The sequence below is a fragment of the Parabacteroides sp. AF18-52 genome, from assembly GCF_003479145.1.
GTDB lineage: Bacteria > Bacteroidota > Bacteroidia > Bacteroidales > Tannerellaceae > Parabacteroides > Parabacteroides faecis.
The window spans coordinates 74,041-94,989 of the sequence record NZ_QUGR01000022.1 but is presented as its reverse complement, the minus strand read 5'-3'; the positions used below and the strand labels follow the sequence as shown (position 1 = coordinate 94,989).

At 38.1% G+C, this 20,949-nt stretch carries 21 protein-coding genes and 6 pseudogenes; 13 read left to right on the top strand and 14 right to left on the bottom strand.

Annotated elements, in window-relative coordinates:
• Positions 1–70: 70 nt before the first annotated feature.
• A pseudogene (locus DWX23_RS22530) lies at positions 71–751 on the top strand (transposase); the annotation flags it as partial.
• Positions 752–774: 23 nt separating this feature from the next.
• Positions 775–1,497 (top strand): annotated as a pseudogene (locus DWX23_RS22525) (IS256 family transposase); the annotation flags it as partial.
• A 190-nt stretch (positions 1,498–1,687) separates the two neighbouring features.
• Here DWX23_RS22525 and DWX23_RS22515 read toward each other — a convergent pair.
• The 5 genes and pseudogenes from DWX23_RS22515 to DWX23_RS22495 all read right to left on the bottom strand — a co-directional run bounded on the left by DWX23_RS22515 (position 1,688) and on the right by DWX23_RS22495 (position 3,651).
• Entirely contained in the window at positions 1,688–2,161 is a 474-nt protein-coding gene (locus DWX23_RS22515) for a hypothetical protein (protein ID WP_122376149.1), read from the bottom strand.
• Complete coding sequence (locus DWX23_RS22510; protein WP_122376148.1) at positions 2,145–2,378, bottom strand: hypothetical protein; 234 nt, start codon at positions 2,376–2,378, stop codon at positions 2,145–2,147. Before DWX23_RS22510 ends, DWX23_RS22515 begins: the two co-directional genes overlap by 17 nt.
• Positions 2,365–2,622 (bottom strand): annotated as a pseudogene (locus DWX23_RS22505) (N-acetylmuramoyl-L-alanine amidase); the annotation flags it as partial. The gene DWX23_RS22510 and the pseudogene DWX23_RS22505, both read right to left, overlap by 14 nt.
• Positions 2,623–2,720: 98 nt before the next feature.
• Positions 2,721–3,296 carry a hypothetical protein gene (locus tag DWX23_RS22500; protein WP_122376147.1) on the bottom strand — a complete coding sequence of 192 codons (576 nt, stop codon included), beginning with the start codon at positions 3,294–3,296 and terminating at the stop codon, positions 2,721–2,723.
• Between the two features lie 49 nt (positions 3,297–3,345).
• Positions 3,346–3,651: a hypothetical protein gene (locus DWX23_RS22495; RefSeq protein ID WP_122376146.1), complete on the bottom strand. Its 306-nt coding sequence runs from the start codon at positions 3,649–3,651 to the stop codon at positions 3,346–3,348.
• A gap of 734 nt (positions 3,652–4,385) precedes the next feature.
• Here DWX23_RS22495 and DWX23_RS22490 point away from each other — a divergent pair.
• The 6 genes from DWX23_RS22490 to DWX23_RS22460 all read left to right on the top strand — a co-directional run bounded on the left by DWX23_RS22490 (position 4,386) and on the right by DWX23_RS22460 (position 10,224).
• Positions 4,386–4,568, top strand: a complete 183-nt coding sequence (locus tag DWX23_RS22490) for a hypothetical protein (RefSeq protein WP_122376145.1) — start codon at positions 4,386–4,388, stop codon at positions 4,566–4,568.
• A gap of 541 nt (positions 4,569–5,109) precedes the next feature.
• A complete protein-coding gene (locus DWX23_RS22480; RefSeq protein ID WP_122376155.1) occupies positions 5,110–5,916 on the top strand; it encodes a winged helix-turn-helix transcriptional regulator in 807 nt (268 codons plus the stop codon).
• Between the two features lie 204 nt (positions 5,917–6,120).
• A complete protein-coding gene (locus DWX23_RS22475; protein WP_122376144.1) occupies positions 6,121–7,134 on the top strand; it encodes a DUF3871 family protein in 1,014 nt (337 codons plus the stop codon).
• A gap of 307 nt (positions 7,135–7,441) precedes the next feature.
• Positions 7,442–8,029: a tyrosine-type recombinase/integrase gene (locus DWX23_RS22470; RefSeq protein ID WP_122376143.1), complete on the top strand. Its 588-nt coding sequence runs from the start codon at positions 7,442–7,444 to the stop codon at positions 8,027–8,029.
• Positions 8,030–8,633: 604 nt separating this feature from the next.
• Entirely contained in the window at positions 8,634–9,380 is a 747-nt protein-coding gene (locus DWX23_RS22465) for a hypothetical protein (RefSeq protein WP_122376142.1), read from the top strand.
• Between the two features lie 49 nt (positions 9,381–9,429).
• On the top strand, positions 9,430–10,224 hold the full coding sequence (locus DWX23_RS22460; protein WP_122376141.1) for a DUF4595 domain-containing protein: 795 nt from the start codon (positions 9,430–9,432) through the stop codon (positions 10,222–10,224).
• Positions 10,225–10,614: 390 nt separating this feature from the next.
• Here DWX23_RS22460 and DWX23_RS22455 read toward each other — a convergent pair whose 3' ends face one another.
• Together DWX23_RS22455 and DWX23_RS22450 are read right to left on the bottom strand one after the other, a co-directional pair.
• Complete coding sequence (locus DWX23_RS22455) at positions 10,615–12,273, bottom strand: recombinase family protein (protein ID WP_122376140.1); 1,659 nt, start codon at positions 12,271–12,273, stop codon at positions 10,615–10,617.
• A 72-nt stretch (positions 12,274–12,345) separates the two neighbouring features.
• Positions 12,346–12,540, bottom strand: a pseudogene (locus tag DWX23_RS22450) (N-acetylmuramoyl-L-alanine amidase); the annotation flags it as partial.
• 269 nt (positions 12,541–12,809) lie between these two features.
• Between DWX23_RS22450 and DWX23_RS25230 the strand changes: the two are divergent.
• A pseudogene (locus DWX23_RS25230) lies at positions 12,810–13,012 on the top strand (peptidase S24); the annotation flags it as partial.
• A gap of 64 nt (positions 13,013–13,076) precedes the next feature.
• Here DWX23_RS25230 and DWX23_RS22440 read toward each other — a convergent pair.
• From DWX23_RS22440 to DWX23_RS22415, 6 genes are all read right to left on the bottom strand, one after another.
• Positions 13,077–13,568 carry a hypothetical protein gene (locus tag DWX23_RS22440; RefSeq protein WP_122376138.1) on the bottom strand — a complete coding sequence of 164 codons (492 nt, stop codon included), beginning with the start codon at positions 13,566–13,568 and terminating at the stop codon, positions 13,077–13,079.
• A gap of 119 nt (positions 13,569–13,687) precedes the next feature.
• Positions 13,688–13,963, bottom strand: coding sequence for a Txe/YoeB family addiction module toxin (locus tag DWX23_RS22435; protein ID WP_122376137.1), 276 nt, complete (start codon positions 13,961–13,963; stop codon positions 13,688–13,690).
• Complete coding sequence (locus DWX23_RS22430) at positions 13,960–14,214, bottom strand: prevent-host-death protein (RefSeq protein ID WP_048315279.1); 255 nt, start codon at positions 14,212–14,214, stop codon at positions 13,960–13,962. Before DWX23_RS22430 ends, DWX23_RS22435 begins: the two co-directional genes overlap by 4 nt.
• A gap of 156 nt (positions 14,215–14,370) precedes the next feature.
• On the bottom strand, positions 14,371–14,601 hold the full coding sequence (locus DWX23_RS22425; protein WP_122357329.1) for a DUF4248 domain-containing protein: 231 nt from the start codon (positions 14,599–14,601) through the stop codon (positions 14,371–14,373).
• A complete protein-coding gene (locus tag DWX23_RS22420; protein WP_233587750.1) occupies positions 14,594–15,208 on the bottom strand; it encodes a DUF6633 family protein in 615 nt (204 codons plus the stop codon). Before DWX23_RS22420 ends, DWX23_RS22425 begins: the two co-directional genes overlap by 8 nt.
• Positions 15,120–15,725 (bottom strand): DUF4373 domain-containing protein, encoded by a 606-nt coding sequence (locus DWX23_RS22415; protein ID WP_122357331.1) that lies wholly within the window; start codon positions 15,723–15,725, stop codon positions 15,120–15,122. The genes DWX23_RS22420 and DWX23_RS22415 overlap by 89 nt, the downstream gene beginning before the upstream one ends.
• 284 nt (positions 15,726–16,009) lie before the next feature.
• Between DWX23_RS22415 and DWX23_RS22410 the strand changes: the two genes are divergently transcribed.
• Positions 16,010–16,918 carry an Rpn family recombination-promoting nuclease/putative transposase gene (locus DWX23_RS22410; RefSeq protein ID WP_122376135.1) on the top strand — a complete coding sequence of 303 codons (909 nt, stop codon included), beginning with the start codon at positions 16,010–16,012 and terminating at the stop codon, positions 16,916–16,918.
• 177 nt (positions 16,919–17,095) lie between these two features.
• Here the strand turns inward: DWX23_RS22410 and DWX23_RS22405 are convergent, their stop codons facing one another.
• The gene (locus DWX23_RS22405; RefSeq protein ID WP_122376134.1) at positions 17,096–18,598 is read right to left on the bottom strand and encodes a hypothetical protein; all 1,503 of its coding nucleotides are present in this window, start codon (positions 18,596–18,598) and stop codon (positions 17,096–17,098) included.
• Between the two features lie 231 nt (positions 18,599–18,829).
• Here DWX23_RS22405 and DWX23_RS22400 point away from each other — a divergent pair, with 231 nt between their 5' ends.
• From DWX23_RS22400 to DWX23_RS22390, 3 genes and pseudogenes are all read left to right on the top strand, one after another.
• Positions 18,830–19,066, top strand: coding sequence for an NVEALA domain-containing protein (locus DWX23_RS22400; RefSeq protein ID WP_122376133.1), 237 nt, complete (start codon positions 18,830–18,832; stop codon positions 19,064–19,066).
• A 3-nt stretch (positions 19,067–19,069) separates the two neighbouring features.
• Positions 19,070–20,128 (top strand): BF3164 family lipoprotein, encoded by a 1,059-nt coding sequence (locus tag DWX23_RS22395; RefSeq protein ID WP_122376132.1) that lies wholly within the window; start codon positions 19,070–19,072, stop codon positions 20,126–20,128.
• An 8-nt stretch (positions 20,129–20,136) separates the two neighbouring features.
• Positions 20,137–20,949, top strand: a pseudogene (locus DWX23_RS22390) (DUF1573 domain-containing protein); the annotation flags it as partial.

Here is a 20,949-nt window from a genome sequence, read left to right as displayed (position 1 = left end):
GAGGCTGTAATTTAAACTGTGTCAGCAAAGCAAACAAATAAAGTATTAACTTTGCTAACACAGTTTTTTTATGAGTGAAGAGTTTGATTTTGAAAGGATCAAGAACAAGGCAATCGAGCAGCTCAAGGCTGGCAAGCCCTTGTTGGGTAAGGACGGAGCTTTTGCCCCGTTATTGGAGAGCATTTTAAATGCAGCTTTAGAAGGTGAGATGGATGCCCATCTTTCCGAGGATGAACGCATGAGTGGCAACCGTCGTAATGGCAAGATGCAGAAGCAGGTGCAAACTTCTATGGGTGAGGTGACCGTTTCTACCCCCCGTGATCGTAATTCCACCTTCGATCCTCAGTTTATAAAGAAGCGGGAGACCATTCTCGCGGAAGGTGTTGCTGACCGCATAATCGGCCTTTATGCCCTTGGTAATAGTACACGTGAAATAAGCGATTGGATGGAAGAGAATCTTGGTAACCGTGTGTCTGCCGAAACAATCAGTTCCATCACTGACCGGGTACTTCCGGAAATAAAAGCGTGGCGTTCGCGTAGCCTGGACTATATTTATCCGATAGTCTGGATGGATGCCATTCATTATAAAGTCATGGATGAGAGAGGCTGTGCCATTACCCATGCAATCTACAACGTATTGGCTATAGATAAGGACGGTCGTAAGGATTTGCTTGGGATGTACATCTCTAAGAATGAGGGGGCAAACTTCTGGTTGAATGTGCTGACCGATTTACAGAACCGTGGTGTACACGACATTCTCATAGCTTGTGTTTAGTCTGGATGGATGCCATTCATTATAAAGTCATGGATGAGAGAGGCTGTGCCATTACCTATGCAATCTACAACGTATTGGCTATAGATAAGGACGGTCGTAAGGATTTGCTAGGGATGTACATCTCTAAGAATGAGGGGGCAAACTTCTGATTGAATGTGCTGACCGATTTACAGAACCGTGGTGTACACGACATTCTCATAGCTTGTGTCGATGGTCTGAGGGGCTTCCCGGATGCCATCCAAAGCGTATTCCCTGATACCATAGTGCAACTTTGTATCGTCCATCAGATACGTAACTCCATCAAATACGTCGGCAGTAAACACCAGAAGGAGTTTCTTAAAGATCTGAAACGGGTTTACGGTGCAGTCAGCAAGGATGCCGCTGAAACGGAGCTTCTTGATTTAGATCAGAAATGGGGAGAGAAATATCCTATCGTCATCAAGTCGTGGCAGGACAACTGGGAAAAGCTCACTGAATACTTCCAGTTCACATCCGATATACGTCGGATGATTTATACGACGAATACCGTTGAAGGCTACCACCGGCAAATACGGAAAGTCACAAAAAACAAGGGCGTGTTCCCTAATGACACCGCCCTTGAGAAGCTTGTCTACCTCGCTTATCGCAACATACGCAAGAAATGGACTATGCCACTGGCTAATTGGGGCACCATTGCCCAACAACTGGCGATAAAGTTTGGAGATAGATTTAAGTTGTTGTAATTTTACGCTCGTCGGGAGTGCTGGTGCACCCCCTTGGCGCTGGCCGATCCCCGACCGATGAGCTTGAAAGAAAAACAGCGCATGACACAGTTTATTTTACGCCCCCGAGTAAAACAGATTTACTCCATTAAAGGAGCCAAAAAAACTTTTTTCATCGATATTTTTCCTCCAAATATTTATGAATACAATATCAGGTATAGGTTCTATTACACCACCAAACTCCTAATAACAATATACCTCCCACACCCAATACCCACCAAATCGGTAAGTACCCCATCAACCAGCCGCTTTCCTTCTGTTCCGTAGCCACTGTTTCCCGCAACCGACGATCTTCCTGCCGTGAAAGCAAGAGCAATGTATCCCGGCTAACAGAAACCTCCCGACTGTCCGCCACAGCCTGTCTGACCCGCTCCACATACTGGTACCCACTACTATCCGGTGCGGAAAATTCCACCTCCTCCCATCGGACCGCCACAGCCGCAGAAGATTTCCACATATGTTCCATCCGTAGGCTATCGAAACGCTCTATCATCAACGAATCCCTTTCCCTGAATTCCCGCCCCGTAGCCACGCCCCTCTTCCCCGCACAACCGGCACCCGTCAACAAAACCCACAAACACACACCGAAACACACCCCGACCAACTCCTTATTCCTCTTTCTCATCCCTTCTGATCTTATATTTATAACTATAATCCACCCCGAACAACGCCCCTGAAAACGTCAACACCTCGCCGAATCCTACCAACACCGAACTATCTATCTTCCCCGTCGGACTGCACCAGAACCCCATAAACAACAATACAACACCTGCCAGCGACAGGAAAACCGCCACCCATAACTGGCAACCAAGCAGCCAGCACCTTCTTTTACAATATCCCATACTCCTCCTCCGCATCAAAACAAGGACACTCCTTCAACCATTCATCCCGCGTGATCTTCCCGTCGCCATTCCGGTCGGGCGACAAATCACGGTGCCCGCAGATCCGACATCCCGGATACCGCACCAGCAGCAACAACAGCAATCCCCTGATAGACAATTTTTGCCTCTCCGTACGCGTATCTTTCGGATGCCCGTCGGCATCCAGCCCACCTTCGTAACAAATCCCCAGACTGAACGCATTATATTCTTAGTACTTATTTAACCATCTTGTTACTTATGGTACAAAAGTACCATCTAGCATACATTACATAATGTGTGAAAAAATGTGGTAGGATAAACTGGCTATTTTCTCAATAAGTCTTGTTCTAGTAGTTTGGAATGAACGCTATCCCATAACTCCTTTTGCTTCTCATTCAACATATCTACAGATATGAACGTAGTACCACAAAATACAATATCGCTATATCTTATTACTGGTATTAGTCCGAATTTAGTCCAAGCAAAATAGTTATCGTTATATTTATCTGATATGCCAGTGTTGCATAAGTATATTTCTTCATTGATATTAATAAGTGTCTGTATGGAGTGTTCCAGTATATCAAACATCCGACCTCTTAAATCATACTTTATACCATCCGCTATTACTCTTTTGCGGAATCTGGATAGCAAATGCTGTGATAAGATAAAGGCATTATTCAAATTGATATAAACAAAGTCAGTAGTATTATTACCTCTTCTCATATATCCTACTATGAAGAACTGGTTAATACTCTTATAGAATACGAAGAAGTAATACCCTTGTATGGCAGTAACTTTCATACACCATTCATCACTACTGCCTAGGCTGGTAATGAAATCTATCATTTCTTGGCTATATGCCAAATTAAATAATTGTTCTGCGTATTCTGCTATATTCATGCCTTACAAATTAAAAAAGGCTACCACCGAAGTAGTAGCCCAATTTTTGTTAGTCATCAATCTCCGACAAAACTTGTTTTCTCAACTCTGGAGAAGCATTTTTCAATGTTTCCGTTATCTTGGACAGATTCAGTTGCAAATCTATATCGCTAGGCTCTATCTTTACAACTTGCTCCAAAAAGCTGACATATTCTTGATATTTATCAAGTTGCTGTCTAGCTTTTCTAACGAGTTCTTTCCCGGATGCTTTAGACGAGAACCAGCCACCAAGTTTTTCAAATTGTGTGGCACGGTCAGAGTTAATCACTTGTACAAAAACTTGCGCATTTACAGTTTCAATAGTTGAAGTATTCATAATAATTATATTTTTTGAACACGGCAAAATTACCGCTAAAGTAAATGCCTCTGTAAATGCGCTGCAAAGGTATGTAATATATCCGTAATATAAAAAACTTCTTAGAATATTTTTTTAATAAGTACTTTATATAGGCATCTTATTAATCAGTACCCAGTACTATTAGCTAATGTACAAATAGAAAACTACTAGTAGCACCGTTACTACTATACACCGCAGTCGTATCACTATTAGCTATACTATTTTTTAACTAATGTACTAGTTCCGAAAAATAACGGCTGTCATTACTAATACTACCATCACTTATTTGGGTACACAAAAAGTCAGCAGGATAACTAACTACTTCTATCATCACTGATTTTTACTTACTAATAAGTTATATAGCCGCTACTTCGATAAGCCCATTAATCGCTAAAATACAGTTATTTAAATATCTGTTCCGAATATCGCTTATCCGTAAATAGCCATAAATATAAACTATTGTCAAAAGAACTACATAAAATCACTATTCTTGTCCGTTAGCTTGCTGACAGAAGAAAATAACGGCAATATAGCGATATAGATAAACCGCCTATAGAAAGTGTTCCTTTGATTAGGTACACACCCGTAAAATGAATATAATCGTACAGAGATAAAAAGATAGGAACTACCACAAGCAGAGGTATAACCAGAACTGCCCGTAGTAATTCAAGCACTATAGATTTTACAGTATATAATGAAACTAACATTGAATCATGGAGTATTACACGTTTGAACAATTAAAGGGAATGGCTTTCAAGGATGGCATTACCGGCAATAAGGTAGCTGTTGGTATATGGGCTAAAATGAACGGCTTTCTAAAGAAAAAGAAGCAGATAAACAAGCGTAGAATTACATTCTACTTTAAACTGAATGATTGGCAACCTTATAATGTATAACAGCCAAAGCCTTTCTATAAGACACCATCAAAAACAGTACATAATACCTATTTCGGCATACATAGTCAGCCAGACAACACAAGGAAGTGAATTACAGATGTTTTTTAAAGATAGTCTTGGTAAAGTGGTACTAAGGAAAAATGAACCGTAGTTCATGGGAAATTTGACACCAAGTATAGGGGAAAAATGATACTCTATACATTACTACAATACTAACATTACAACATAGATAATTCAGTGCTGCGCACTTCATTATCAGATTTTTAGCTTTCGTAGATAAGTAACTAATGACAAAAACGTAACATTATGATGATATATAATAACAGACTGTTCAATACAAGGAAGGAATTGAAGCGGTATTTAGGTGGGACACGTAAATACAACAACGCTCTGAAAAAAGGAGAAATTCATAACATATACCAAGAAGAATCAAATAACCAACCGTTTGCGCACAATGGAACAACAATATACGACACTGACAAAAGACATTAATAATATAGATAATAAGGATGCCATAGTATATGCCTATATAAAGTCAAGGATGAATTATAAAACTTCCATTGCAGATAATGTTACGGAAAAGGAGATTTCCGAAAAATTAGGCATATCATTAAGTACTGTAAAAAGAAGCGTTTCAAGGCTAAAGAATAATAAGAATCTTATTGATAAAGTGATAAGTAACAATGTAATAGCAGAGGGAAGCTACAAGACGTACAATAAATATCATGTGGCAAAATGTAATGAAGACTTCTTCTATATTTATAACAGTTTCTTTAATGATGATATGAACATTGCAAAAGCCAGTGAGAGAATTAAGATAAAGAACTTCTTGCTTAAATTAAAGGCTCTATGCAAAAAGGAAACGAACAAGTATATAAGTGAAAGTCCGTATCTGGACGGACTTAACAAAACGGAACTGTCTAAGAAATTGGGTATTGATACAAAAACATTAAATAAATATCTGGAAATGGCAGTCAATGCAGGACAGATAAAATATATAACTAATGGTTTGCTGATACTGAACAAGTCCATTATTCCAGATTTTAAGAAAGATGATACAGATACAAGAATCTATCATATTATTTATGACTGGTGTATTGATAACGGTGTTGTTCCACCAGATAGAAATGATGAAATAACAGTAATGGCAAATGGCAGTATCAGAAGAAGAAACAGCTTACTTGTTGAAATAACTGGAAAGCTAGGTTATATGGAAGATGAAGATATTAGGAGTTTACTAACTAATAGAATAACTTCCGAAGAAATAACTTTGGAATATATAGCTAAAGTACTGAATATAAATAACAAGAAGAAAGAAGAGATAGAGTATTCCGTCATACTTGACTAAACTAACTAATCACCTACATTCAGTTTAGCTGAAAGTCAAGAGAGCAGATATATAAGGTACTTAATACAGAACCCCCCCCCTCCCCATTCAGCCAGTGACCTAAAATATATAAGAGTGGCTGTCTTGCGTGTCCACAACCTCCAATAGTCCCCCTCTGTATATTGATATAAAAAAGAATTATTAATCATTTAAACTTTTATCAATATGAGAAATTTAGTTATCATGCCAACAGAGAAAAGAACTTTGAATTTAGGTGAGTATGCAGAAGAAGCTACTATAATTGTGGAAGAAACTGCAAAGCCTAGTGTTACCTTTTTGGAAGCAAATACAGATTCTATCACACTGGAAGAACTTGCAAACAAATGTGTTGTGCCTACTTGGGCAAACCAAGAATTAACCATTGCACACCAAGACTTTATTTCTTGTGTGCATGAAGCTGCAAGTACATTCTATGCAGGTGAAAAGGTGAGCTTTCCAGAAATAAGAGTTTCACATATAGTACGTGGTAGAATACCGTCCGCACTAGGCAAGAAAGCAAGTGAACTGTTAGAATGTGAAAAGACACAATTCTATCAAAGGCTTGCATTTGCTTTTACTGTTCCAACCATTTTTGAAACAATAAGAGGGCAAAAACTTGAATTGTGCATAGGTGGGGTAAGAAATTACAGTGACTTGAATCTGTACCGTTCTTCCAAAGGCTTGGAGAAATTTTCTTGTTTTATAGGTTGGAGAATGAAAATTTGTTCTAATCAGATTCTTACTGGTGAGGGTGTGAGGTTCAACATGGAAGTAACCAATATCAATGAGCTTTACAGAAATGTACTGGAATTGTTTAACAACTTCAATGCAGCCAAAGAAATACATTTGATGCAAACACTATCAGACACTTATCTATCTGAAACACAGTTTGCACAAGTGGTAGGCAGAATGAGAATGTATCAAGCACTTTCACCAGCAAGACAGAAAGCAATACCAAGACTTTTAATCACTGACAGCCAAATAAATAGTGTGTGTCGTGATTATTACACAAATGAAGTGTTTGGAGTGAAAGATAATGCTATATCTCTTTTTGATTTTCATAATTTACTCACACAATCAAACAAAAATAGCTACATAGACAGCTATTTACAACGTGGGGTAAATGCTACAGAGGTAAGTGTTGGATTAAACAATGTATTACAAGGACTGGATAATAAATATTCTTGGTTCTTGGGCTAAACTAACTAATAGGGCATCTATTTATTAGGTGTCCTTTTTTATTCACTTAAAAATACTACAAAATGGAAGATAATGAAAAACTAGTACTATGGGGCATACTAGTAGTACTGTTACTAATAATAATTGGTATTATAAATCCCTTTTTGCTGATACTGATTTTATCCATCTTTATTTATATACAATCATAAATACTCACTAATATACAAAGTGAATGTTTTGCTAGCAATCAACACATTAGCTAATTGGCTAGTATATTGGTAATGGTGAAACATTCACTTTTATTTATTTACATATAAAACAGAACATTATGAGTTTAAAATATTCAAGCACTACAGCAGATTATTTAGTTTGGTCTGATGCAATGAATTTAATAAGAAAATTGGCTAAAGATGGGAATTATAAAATTTCACTTCTTATAGCTTTGGGGTGTTTCACTGGTTTAAGAATATCTGATATTCTAGCTTTGAGATGGAAACAGATATTAAATACCAGTGAATTTACAGTAATAGAGAAAAAGACAAATAAGGTGAGAACTATTAGAATAAATGCCCAACTTGGGCAGCACATTAAAGAATGTTATGAACAGATAAAGCCAATAGGAATTAACTCACCTATTTTAGTGAGCCAAAAAGGAACTGTTTTCACTATCCAAAGAATCAATGTGATACTAAAAGAGGTGAAAAAGAAGTACAAACTACGTTTAGGCAATTTCAGTTGCCATTCCCTTAGAAAGACTTTTGGCAGACAAGTTTATAATATGAACAGTGATAATTCAGAACTAGCCTTAGTTAAACTTATGGAACTGTTTAATCATTCCAGTGTAACCATAACTAAAAGATACTTAGGACTTAGACAAGAAGAACTACTAAATACTTATGATTGTCTAAGTTTCTAATCTGTTGGAATGTGACAAAGTTTGAAGTATCTGAACCATTTACAGAAATAGAAAAGTTTGTCACATTCTGATAGTTCTAGCGGATTGCAACCAGTTCCGTAACGGAGTGGGAGATTCTCTTTTTTTAAAGGCATGATATGGCTTGTAGTTTATGGTATGTGCGATTTTTGGAAACTAATAGCTGGTATGATTACCTAATTAACTACTACAGATATGTTTTGGAACACTTAGAACTGCATTTATCAGTGTTTTATCTTTAGCTATTCAAAACCTTTCATTAACTTTGCAGCAATTTCAGTGGGCTTAATGTGTTAAGGCACTGAAAGGACATATTTAGTAAAGGGCGTTTAGCAATATTATCCCTCACTTGAATCTGGACAATTCTTGACTGTGGATAATGAGCAAGAAACGTCCACGTCTATGATATTTATATCCTAACTATAGGAATATCATATCATTAGGCGTGGACTTTGCTTATTATACAGTCAGGGCAGTCCAGAACTCTTAGCAATAAGAGAGCCTAAGTGAGATAATAAGTTAAAGTTTCCACGCCTTTTTTTTATCCGCTTCTATCTGGAAACTGGGAAGCATGGATTTAAACAAGATGAAAGCCTACTTATTGGATATTCCGAATAAATACAACAGATTCAGTAAGAATCTAGATGTTAAGGCTATTCTATGTAATAAGTCTTGGTTGGTATTTAATGATTCTGGTGATAAGGAGTTATATATCTTTCAAGAAAACGGTTCTCTCATTACCTCTGTAAATGGTAGTGTTATAAATGCTACGTGGCAATATATTTCTGCCAACAATTCCTTAGTGATTTCTTTCAAAGAACAATCCTATATGCTTCATCCATCATTCAAGGATGATGTTACATTTGCTTTACAGCTAGACGGAACAGAAAGATTTGTCTTTATGATAGAAGAAAATCAAAGCAACTTCTTTCATCCAAAATCACTAAAAGAACTTACCGCCTATTTTGAGAACAAAGAACGTAGAAATATAGAAAAAAGGCAGCAAGAAAAAAGAATCATGTTGCAACAACAAGAAACCAAACAAAAAGAAACAAGAGAATTTCAGATAGAACAGAAAAGACAGAGAAAAGAGGAAAAACGAGAAGAGGAAATTTTGAAGAGTTGTAACTATTACTTAAAATTCGGCATAATTGCAGGGAGTATATTCGTGATATATACAGTTCTGTTTGTTATTTATTATCCTCCAACACAAAACTTTAGAAGTTTTATAGATATGCTTTTTACTTTCTGTTCTCCAATATTACTTTTTGGTGTTATTGCTATAATAATTGATATTAGATTAAGAAACAGAATACTTAGACGCTATAAATAATATCCAGTGATTTAATCAACATAATTAATAACTTAAATATCAAACAAAGATGAGAGCATTTAGATTAATTGGAATGGCTTTACTAGCCATGTGCGTGAACTTTACTTCTTGCAGTGATGATGACGAACCTAGTAAAAATGATGATGGTGTTATCACCAATCAAAAGCTACTTGTTGAACTAAGAATGACAAATGAAGACGGGGTATCTATTACTGAATATTCCTACGATAGCAATGGTAAGCTAGTATCAGCTACAAACACAGAACAATACGATGGTAGCACACACACCAGTACTTATACTGTCACTTGGGGAACAAACAAAATCATTGAAAGCAGAAATGGAGAGGCAATCACATATACATTAGAAAGTGGATTGATAACACATACTTCTGATAGTGACGGAGGAGATTTGGATAATACAAACTTTACTTATAATGCAAACAATCAGCTAGTAAAATTGCAATATGATGAAGAGGACTATCTGTCTTACACATGGCAAGGTGAAAAATTAACTAAAATGGCATGGAGCTTTAGCGATGAAGATATTCACGAATTGTCTTATAGCGGAAAAACTTGTAAAGGCTATCTCCCGATAATGGTATGGAGTGTGGATGATTTGCGTCCGTTATTGGAAGCACATCCCGAATTGGCAGGAATGAGATGCAACCAACTTCCAGACAAAATATATAGCAAAGAGGAAAATTATGAAACTACAGAGCAATATACCTATACATTTGATAAAGACGGATATGTGGAAAGCTGTACTGAAGTATCTACTTACAAACGCCTAAATAATAATGAAACAAGGACGGAAACTACGATTTATACTTTCACATGGGAATAGTCCTCTGAAACTATAATTAACGCAAAAAGCCAACCTACCCAAACGGATAAGTTGGCTTTTTCAGTTCTGAACACTTATTATTAACATCATCTTTTAGATTTCATCGTAGGAGTAAGTCCGATAATAGAGAAATAGTTTCGCATTATTTCTCTGTTTACAATAGGTTTCTTTATTAATTTTTTCATAGCTATAAAATTTTAAGTTTCACATATACAATGATATATAATTTCTGGAACATTACAAAAATATAAATGACAAACTTATAATGAACTACAAATAGATGCACTTTCATTACTAATACTAACTATGGGATAGTAAACAGTATAACTAGTTATACTACCATTAAATTACTACCCACCTAGGTAGTATAGTACCGTATATAATAGTAGGCTACAACCCACTTTCTTTCAGTGCTTTCTTTCTGGCTCTGTATTCTCTTTGCCGTCTGGCATTTTCTTCCTTGTGTTCCTGACAGTATTTTACATTATATTCCCTATTCTTTTCCGCATTTCTGGGAGCGATAAAACGCCTTTCATAACACTTTATTTCTTCCCCTTTGGAATATCCATCTATCAGTGAAAACACCTTGTTGGCTTTAGTATGCAATTCAAATCTAAGCGGCTCATTATTATAGGGTATATAGATGGAAATATTACACTTGATAGTATTAATTCTATCAATAAATGCGTATTCTATGGTTTCGTGTATAATCTCAAATCTCAATTTATCATCCGTAATATTAGAAACGTCCAGTTCTTTAGGCTCGTCCACTTTAATCAGCAGACTTTGAATCTGTTCCCTTTCCATATAATACTGTGACAGCATTTTTCTTTCATCGGTAAGTTTACCGCCCAGTTGCTTGATAATTCCTTTGGCTCTGTCAATGCTCATAGTTCCGTCCAGATAAGCACTGTCTTCCACCTTGGTTATTCTGTTCTCTATTTCTTTCAAGTTTTTTTCAGAAGTGGCTATCTTATTATCGTATTCTTTCAGTTTCTTCTGGTAGGCAATTCTATCTTTGGTATTACCAGTGATTAGCTTACTAAGGTAAAGCCCCGAAGCGACACGCCACAATATACTATCCACTATATTTATTTGCACCCATATCCCTTTATCGCAATTCTGGCAGTGATAGGTGTTGTTATTCTTCTTGGCTACCATGATACCGCCACAATAAGGACATCTAAGCAAGCCTTTGCCAAAGTAATAATTATTATATTTCTTTTTTGGAAGCAATATATTACCCTTGGCAATCTCCTTACACTTGTTTATCATTTCTATAGTAACTATCGGAGGATAAACATTGCCTTCTGTTTTTAATTTGTTAAAACCGCTAGAACTGGACGGTTCACCCGCATAGGCTGTATTCCTAAGCATCAGACTGACAAACTTACAAGCATAGGTTCTACTGCCTTTTTTAATGATACCTTGTTCTGTCAGTTCTCTAGCTAATGAATTATAGCTGTAATTACCAGTCAGATACATATTAAATATTTTACGTACCACACTGGCTTCTTTCTCGTCTTCCACTATCTTACCGTTATCCACTTTATAGCCGTATAGCAACCATCCACCAGTATAGATAGACTGTTTACGGTTGGCATCCTTGGTACGTTTCCATCTGGCTAGCTTGGTTCTCATTTCGCTTTCTGCCATCTGGCTGAATAAGGTAAATACTATCTCTGCCGCCTCATCTACAGTTCCGTCATCTTTCAACAGTTTAATTGATGGGTTCTTTACTATAAGCTGTACCTTTCTTTCTACCAGATAATCTAAGACACTAAAGTTTATCTTCTTTTTTCTGGCGATACGTGACACTTCCCAACAATAGACACAATTTATGGTATTGTCCGATTCTATCAGTTCTTTCATTCTGTTAAGTCCTGCACGCTCTTCTTCTGGCAGTTTAATACCAGATTCTTTCTCGCAAATAGAAATAATATCTTCTGGCTCGTAACCGTCCTTGACAGCCATCCGATAAATCTCCTTTTCTTGTTCGTCAAAGTCCTGCACCTTGGTAGATACTCTTACTAATAATATCGCTTTCATACTATCATTTACTAATCAGATGCAAATATACTAATATAAGTAACAAGATATTCAAATATAGGTAAAGAATATGTACCCTTTCGCATGTGCCGGAATCTGCTCCGGCGGACGCATCGGTACGACCTCACCCGAACGGCGGATATAATAGTTATAACCGGCCGAAAAGAAACCACGCGCCTTATGGTCACGTTCCAGCTGTTCCGGCATATACTCCATCGTCTCACGGGTAGCCGAACAATGCAAAACAATCAGATTAATTTTTCTCATGATTCAATTCTGTTTATCGTTAATATGAAAGCAAATGTACGTGAAGGAAAAAGGACGGAATCGGTTTAAATGGGAATAGCAGGGAATAAGAGGGAATAAGAAAGATTTTACCGGGAACATATCTTCCATATATGAACACCATGGCCACCAGCTCGCCATACCCCAGGATAACAGAGATATCGAAACAGAAATCACTGTCGTAATTACATTATTATGCAATTATAGTCAAAGTAAATATCAAAACTCTTTTTATTTGTTTATCTGTTCCAATGAAAACAATAGAAATACATAGCATTGATCTGTCCACCAGTCTTCCGCTACAATATGCTGAGAAAGGGATTCATGCTGGCTTCCCAAGCCCGGCACAGGATTATTTAGAACAAACCTTAGACTTGAACAAAGAGATCGTCAAGCACCCAGCCAGACATTCTATGGTCGTGTAGTTGGTGATTCAACGAAGGACGAAGGTATATAGGATGAGACATACTTATCATTGATAAATTTCTCGAATTATTGGATGATGACAACTATTTGCTTTATACTTTAGAACTATCTATTTCATCTTTAAATTCCGATTTGTCACAAGTCTCATAATGGTCAACGGTTTCTTTATCATACGACAAACCCACCTTTACATAGTTTGACCCTAAAGGTTTTACTGTATATTCTGATATTAATAATGAACGACCAATCTTAGATTCATAGACATTAAAGGGAGTTCTTGTGGCTGCATAACAATGTTTCAATCCATTTAAAGAATTACAAAATGTTGTTGAGTCAGTATTGATAACTGTATTCTTTACTTCTGCTCCCACAATTGGACATGATTCCAACTCTGTTTTCTTAGCATCTTTAGCAGCCTGCTCTAACTTTGCCAAGTTATTATATTTACGAACTGTAGCCTTTTCTGCCGCATTATAGTATTTACTGAAATTTGATGCATCCGGATGCTCTTTTTGAACCCTCTCATTAGCAATCTGCACCGCTTTCTTAATAGGATCGCTTACAACTTCACCCGCTTCTCTCACTTTCTCATCTATATATTTTTTGTGCTCTTGTAAATTTCTATCCCATGAAATGAGTGGTGAACGGCAGAAATGAGGGAATAAACGGAAAAAGGCAGCTTATTGGGCTACCTTAATGTTCGCTATTTATAATGTCCATATACAGATAATATAAGCACCACTACCACATCGTCTTTAATACGATAAACAAGCCGGTGCTCATCGTTTATTCTTCGCGACCAAGTTTCTTCTTTGTAATGTTTCAACATTTCAACCTGCCCGGTACCAGTAGAAGGATGTTGTCTCAATTCCACAAGGAGTTTCTCAAGCTTCTTTAATAATGGCTTATTGCCACTCTTCTTATGCTTCTGAATATCATCTAGTGCTTCTTGGGTAAACTCCAATTCATATTCGATCATAAACCAAGCAAGTTTTTAAGATCCTCGTTAGATGATACTCTCAGCACCTTGCCTTCTTTAGCCTGTTGGATGGAACGGTCTATCTTTTCGTAGAACTCTTCCTCTGTCATACAAACATCGCTACTCGTCACAGGAACGAGCTTGTAAGAACGGTCCTTTCCTCTTTGAACAATTACCTGTTCTCCATTATCAACCGAATCGAAATACTTCTTCTGGTTGTCTCTGAATTCTCTACTGCTTACTACTAACATGGCTGTATGGGTTTTATTTGAAGCAAAGATAGTGATAATTATTATTGCGTACAAATTTGGTACACATTGTAATAAAATATTTTACCGGGAACCGGAGTATTCAGGTAAAGAGACAAGGATTGAACCCGAACACGTTCACCGTCCCGCTTCTATTTATTATCGAATATTCCAGGTCTCAGGATCGCCGAGATGATCCACCAGGATCTCCACCTGGCGGGGCGTAAACATACGCTGCCCCTTGCGGTAACCCGCTTTCGTCAGATCGTCCAGCAGCTCTTCATCCCGTTTGATCCACAACGACAACTGTGCAGAAGCCGATTTCGGTAAAATACCCGGGAAATACAACATAGCCAGCTGCGTATGTCCCCAAACCTTGCTCTTATCCATGATTGTTTTGTTTTTGTTGTTTCTCTTTCAATTGCAAATATTCCTCGTAAGTGATACCGCCGGACGCCACTTTCTCCGGTTTCTTCTCCTTCTTTCGTGCCGCCTTAAAACGGTTTGTCTCCGTCAGGCGTTCGCCCATAAACTGCATCAGCGCACTGGTGACAGTCAGCGCATCCACCATCCCGTAAAAACGGCCGTAACGCCCGCATTTCAGCCGATGAAAAAACAACAGCAATTCCGTCACCTTCAGATAAGGATATTCTGCCAGCACCAGACGCGACAACTCGCGCTGGCGGTTGACCGGCATTTTCTCTTTCACCCCGACGAACAGGTTGATATCTTCCAGCAGAGCGCATATGAACACCATTGCCGCCAGCTCGCCATACCCCAGGCAAACCGTTTCCAGCATGGGAGCCGTTCCGAAGTAAGCACGCTCGGCATAACGGGCAGCCATTACCTGCATATCCGGTTTAAACGTATTCAGGAATTTCTCCGCATTCCCGTAACGAGCCGTCATATCAGCAACTTCTTGTTGCTTCTTCAGCCATGCGGAGGAGTTCTTCCCGTCGGGCTGCTTCTCCGTTATCGACTGAAAATCGAGTTTCATTTGATTTTCCATATTGTGTAGATTGATTTACATTTTGATTTCCATTTCCATTTTCCGGGGTTTTCGTTACAGAATCCGGAGTTTCCGTTGCAATAACCGGGGTTTCTGCAACAATAACCCCTTCATTCGCCCAACTATCCGGTATTTCGAGATCCGGGTCGATCTTTACGCCGAGTCTTTTACTGATCTCCCTGAAGCGTCTCTGTATCGCCAACGAAGAAAGTACCTGCCGATATTCCAGCAGTTCCCTGTCGAACAACTGAAGATCTATACAATAAAGGACCGCCTCACTAACCGTGGCCTCATCCAACCCCAGGATAACAGAGATATCGAAACAGAAATCACTGTCATAAGGAATATAATACCCCTTCTCCCGGTAAATTTCACAAAGGATCGCTAAATAAATACAGATACCCTTACACCCGTACCTTCGGAGCAAGCGTTGTATTTTCCTGTCCGAATACAGGTCCGTATCCAGCGGAAAATAGCCCAGTCCTTTTTTTAATGGTCTAGCCATAATTCTAATTTTTTAAATGTTGATTACCTGAAGCACCAACGGTTAACACAATCCGGTGCGAAAGAAAGGAAGTGATTTACAGGAAAAGTCTTTGGCGTGTACAAAAACAGTAAAAGTTGAACTCCAAACTCCCGTTTAAAATTCAACCCTTAGACTCTTTATACGGTAAACATAGACAAATATATTTTTATATCCTATTTATCCGGTAAAAATCAGGATAATATGCTTTTAGATTAAAAAAAAGTCTATCTTTGCTACCGTAACAAATTAAATAATAAATAACTATGAAAAATGATTCTGCATTGGTCCGTTTTGACTGGGCCGTAAAGCGCCTTTTGCGTAATAAATCCAACTTTGTTGTGCTGGAAGGTTTTTTGTCTACATTGCTTGGGCAAGAGATTCGTATTGTCAAGATGCTGGAAAGCGAAAGTAATAAGGAAAGTGTCGATGATAAATTCAACCGGGTAGATATGCTGGCTGAAGACAGCAAAGGGGAACTTATCATCATTGAAGTACAGAACAACCGCGAATTAGATTATTTCCACCGTATGTTATACGGAGCATCCAAAGCTATCACCGATTATATCAACGAAGGCCAGGAATATGGTGTTATTCGTAAAGTATATTCAATCAACATTGTTTATTTTGAATTAGGACAAGGCAAAGACTATGTTTATCATGGACGTACCAGCTTTAAAGGAATTCATTATAATGATATACTCCAGTTATCCGTACGCCAACGCGAACAATTCGTACGTCATGAAGCCGGAGATATTTTTCCCGAATATTACGTATTACGGGTAGACGGCTTTAACCAACAGGCGAAAACGCCTCTGGACGAATGGATCGCTTTCCTGAAAACCGGCGAGATCGATAAAAACAGTACGGTTCATGGCTTACAGGAAGCACGCGAACGTTTGCGTATCGACCAGTTAGATGAAAAAGACAGACGACAATATTATGCAGACATGGAGGCTTTGCGTTATCAACGCAGTGTAATTAAAACTGGTTGGATTGAAGGAAAGGCTGAGGGGAAAGCGGAAGGAAAAGCCGAAGGAAAGGCGGAAGGAAAAGCAGAAGGAAAAGCAGAAGAACAACGACTTATAGCAACAAACCTGAAACAAAACGGTATCGATCCTCTAATAATCTCCCGGTCTACGGGCTTGTCGATAGAAGAAATCGAAAAACTTTAAAAACCTGACAGTATAAAAAAACAAAATCCCGGAGAGTCTCTTTCCCCGGGATTTTGTTTTTAAGACAATATATTCAAAATTCAGATTATCATTTCGATAGGTAATATTGCTTGTTTGATAACGGAATGATATGTTAAAAAATATTAGTCGCAGGGGTATTTTCAAATACCCGGTATATTAATCCGATTTACCCGCTAGGGTAGTGTCATTTTGATAGTTGGAAAAAACCATCTGATAACCGACTTTTCTGTGTGACTTAATTTCAATACAGGGGAATGGCTTCAAAGACTTCCTTAAACGACCTACAGTAGTCGAAATAATTTCCCGGTCCGAGTCACTTAATCCATTTTTAATTGGGCGCTCCAAAACATCGGTACAAATATCCTCAAACATTAATTTATAATCCTCAGCCTTAATAAAATAACCAAACAACTTTAGCGGATTGTTCTTCAAACGAATCGTTTTTCCATTCTCAATACGTACAACTCCATGTTTTTCATCAAATAATACACCGCATGGCAAAATGATCCAGTCTATTTTTTGTTTCGGAAATAAAGATTTTATTTTATTTTGCGAGACTAATAACTCAGCTTGTTTTTTCTCGATCATCTCGAGCTGTTGTTTATTAATCCGCTCTATATCTTGCAACTTGGCTTGAAGTTCAATTAGTTCTGCTTGTTTTTTGTCAATCACTCCGGCTTGTTGTTTACTAACCTGTTCCATTTCCTGCTTGCTTGCTCGTAACTGAGTTAGTTCACACTGTTTCCGTTCAATCGATTCAGATTGTTGTTTACTAATCTGCTCAACATTTTGCAACTTGGTTTGAAGTTCAGTTAATTCTGCTTGTTTTTCGTCAATCACTCCGGCTTGTTGTTGGCTAACCTGTTCCATTTCCTGCTTGCTAGCTTGTAACTGAGTTAGTTCACACTGTTTCCGTTCAATCAATTCAGATTGTTGTTTACTAATCCGCTCTGTCTCCAGTTTTTTAGCTTGCAATTCATTCAGTTCAGTTTTCAGTTGTACGACCAAGGCTTCACTTTCATTCAATGACTTGATGATCTTTTCTATATACTCTTTTAATTTATTAAAATAAATTCCATAACCACCGGCCAATAGAATCAAAATAACAAAAGAAATTACCCAAAACCATCCAATTCGTTCCAACACAATCCGAATCGGAACATCGACATAAGCCTGGAGCGTTATATTCTTTTCTTCATTTTCATCTATCCTGTAAACAACAGGATTTAAAAGGGTCGCATTTTTATAAAACAGACTGTCGGTCGAAGAATTAATCACTTTTCCACTACCTATGTAGCGTATGGCTGTTTTTACTTCTATATTCTTTTTTTGTAATATAGCTTGAAAAAGACTATCCAATAGATGCCGGTTAGGATCATGCATGGTAAGATAAATTTGATCGCACCAAGCATGTTTCTCTTCTCCTGAAATATCATTGGGAGATCTTTGAGGATTATAATTCCTTTTTTGAATTTGGATATCTTTTTGTTGTTTTTTTTCATCTAGCATCGCCTCTATAAACAAATCCCTAAATTCGGCATACAGTTTTCTTTTCTGATTCAGGTAAACATTTCCAAACCATAACATCAGTAAAATAATAACCCCAATAGAGGCAATTCCACCTATTCCTATTTTACTAATTTGTCTTTTCATTTCCATTTTTTACCCGCTTTTTTTATAATAATCGTAACAGAAGTCTCACAAATATTGACAATATTTTCCTCTTACATATTATATATCAGCACCTTAAGTCAAACACTCAGAACACGTTCCAGATAAACTATTTGTTTTTCAAACGTGATACACTACTTTTACACTGTAAGTCATAAAAACCAACAGGAGTCTTGCTTGTAGACAAAAGTAGTATAAACAGAATAAAATAATATCAATATGGAAAAAATTATTAAAACAGGGTTTGTCTTTCTATTATTATTCGGTGCATGGTATTTCGGTCACACTACTTCGGATAAAAATCCAATGAATGAGTTGATGCTTGAAAATATCGAAGCATTAGCTTATAATGAAAATGGTCAATCTGGCGAAAACTATTCGTGTTACGGTAGAGGTGAAGTAGATTGTGACGGTGACAAATTCGAAGTTAAAATCAGTGGTTATAGTTTAGACTAACGTATGAAATCTCTCCCTTACATATTATTAATAGGTATTAGTACCCTTGTCGCCTGTTCAGGAAACCAGCAAACCACTTTCCCCCGGTACGCAGACTTTCCCGAAACGAAGGTGCTCAAGGCCCAGGTAGCAGACCTGGATACTATCCTGCTCCGTTACCCATTCCGGGTAGCGGTCAGGGATAGTATTGCTATAGTTATGGACCTCCACAACATGGACCATTTCCTGCATGCTTTTGCCTATCCCGGATGGAAACACCTAGCCTCTTTCGGAAAGCGAGGGGAAGGACCTATGGAGATGCTTTCCGCCGACAACATTCAATTCAACTCCTTAGACTCTTTATGGGCCATTGATGGCAATAAAATGGAGATTACACGTTGGAAAATATCTCCGGCTACCGGTTCAGCGGAACGAGTCGAAGAGATCAAACTTGACAAGAAGCTGGTCCGTTCACTCGACTTTCATACGATGGAATCGGGTTTTTTCATTCCCGACTACATGGGAGAGTTCCGTTACTGGCAAGTGGACGACAACGGAAAGCCGGTCAAAAGTATCGGGGAAATACCATCCGAAACGATCGACGAAAACACCGTCCGTCCGGCACTTGCACAGGCATGGCGAAGTTTCATGGACTATAATCCCGACAACGGAATACTGGCAATGGCAACCCAATTGGGAGAAGTTTTCGAAATTTTCAACCTGAAAGAAAACACCCATAAGGTGCTTTACGGACCCGAAGGCGAGCCGCAATACAAAGCGGCAAAAGACGGTTCGGGCGTTCCCACCGGAATTATGGGGTTTAGCGATATAAAGGTGACAAATAAATATATCTACGCTGTTTTTCAAGGCATCCGGTTTGAAGACAAAATTACAGCCATCAAACAGGGCAAAGAACCTGAAAACGGGGCAAAATACATTTATGTATTCGACCTGGAAGGGAATCCGGTGCGCCGGTACGAACTCGACCTACGGATCAATAGCATAGATATTAACGAAGAAACAAATACGATTGTCGCCACCGAAGCAAAAAGCGACGATCCGATTTTAGAATTTAAGATTTAGCAAACGGCATGAAAAACCTGAATCTATACATATTATTAGTATTAACGATCTTCTTCTCCTGTCAAGACAAACAGAAAGAGGAGAAAAAACAGATTGCGCAATTGGTGAACGAATGGCAGGGAAAACAAATTGTATTCCCTGAAAACCTGACCTTCACACGCTATCTGACAGATACTACGGATTTCCAAATTCCGGAATCAGATTATAAGGTATTAATATATGTAGATTCCATTGGTTGTACCAGCTGCAAATTACAACTGCATAAATGGAAGGAACTGATCGAGTATACCGATTCGGCCACACAGGGAAAAGTGCCTTTCCTTTTCTTTATCCATCCCAAAGATACGAAAGAAATACGCTATCTGTTGAAACGAGACGGCTTCAACCGTCCGGTCTGCATCGACTTAGAGGATCAACTGAATAAATTGAACAAGTTCCCGGCAAATATGACTTTCCAGACATTTCTGTTGGATAAAAACAATAAAGTGGCTGTATTAGGAAATCCGGTACACAACACGGCGGTGAAAGACCTATATCTGAAACAGATCACCGGCAAAGACAATCCGAACAAAACTATCCCAAAAACAACAGCCGAAGCAACACAGACAGAAATCGACTTCGTACTTTTGGAAAATCGGAAGTAAAGGAAACAACCATAGAAGTAAGAAACATTGGGGACAATCCCCTTGTGATAGTGGACGTAAGTACCACTTGCGGCTGCACGGTAGCCACTTATGACAAACGCCCCACAAACCCCGGAGAATCTCTTCGGGTAGGAATTAAGATGATACCGAAAGATACAGGATTCTTCGATGAAGTCA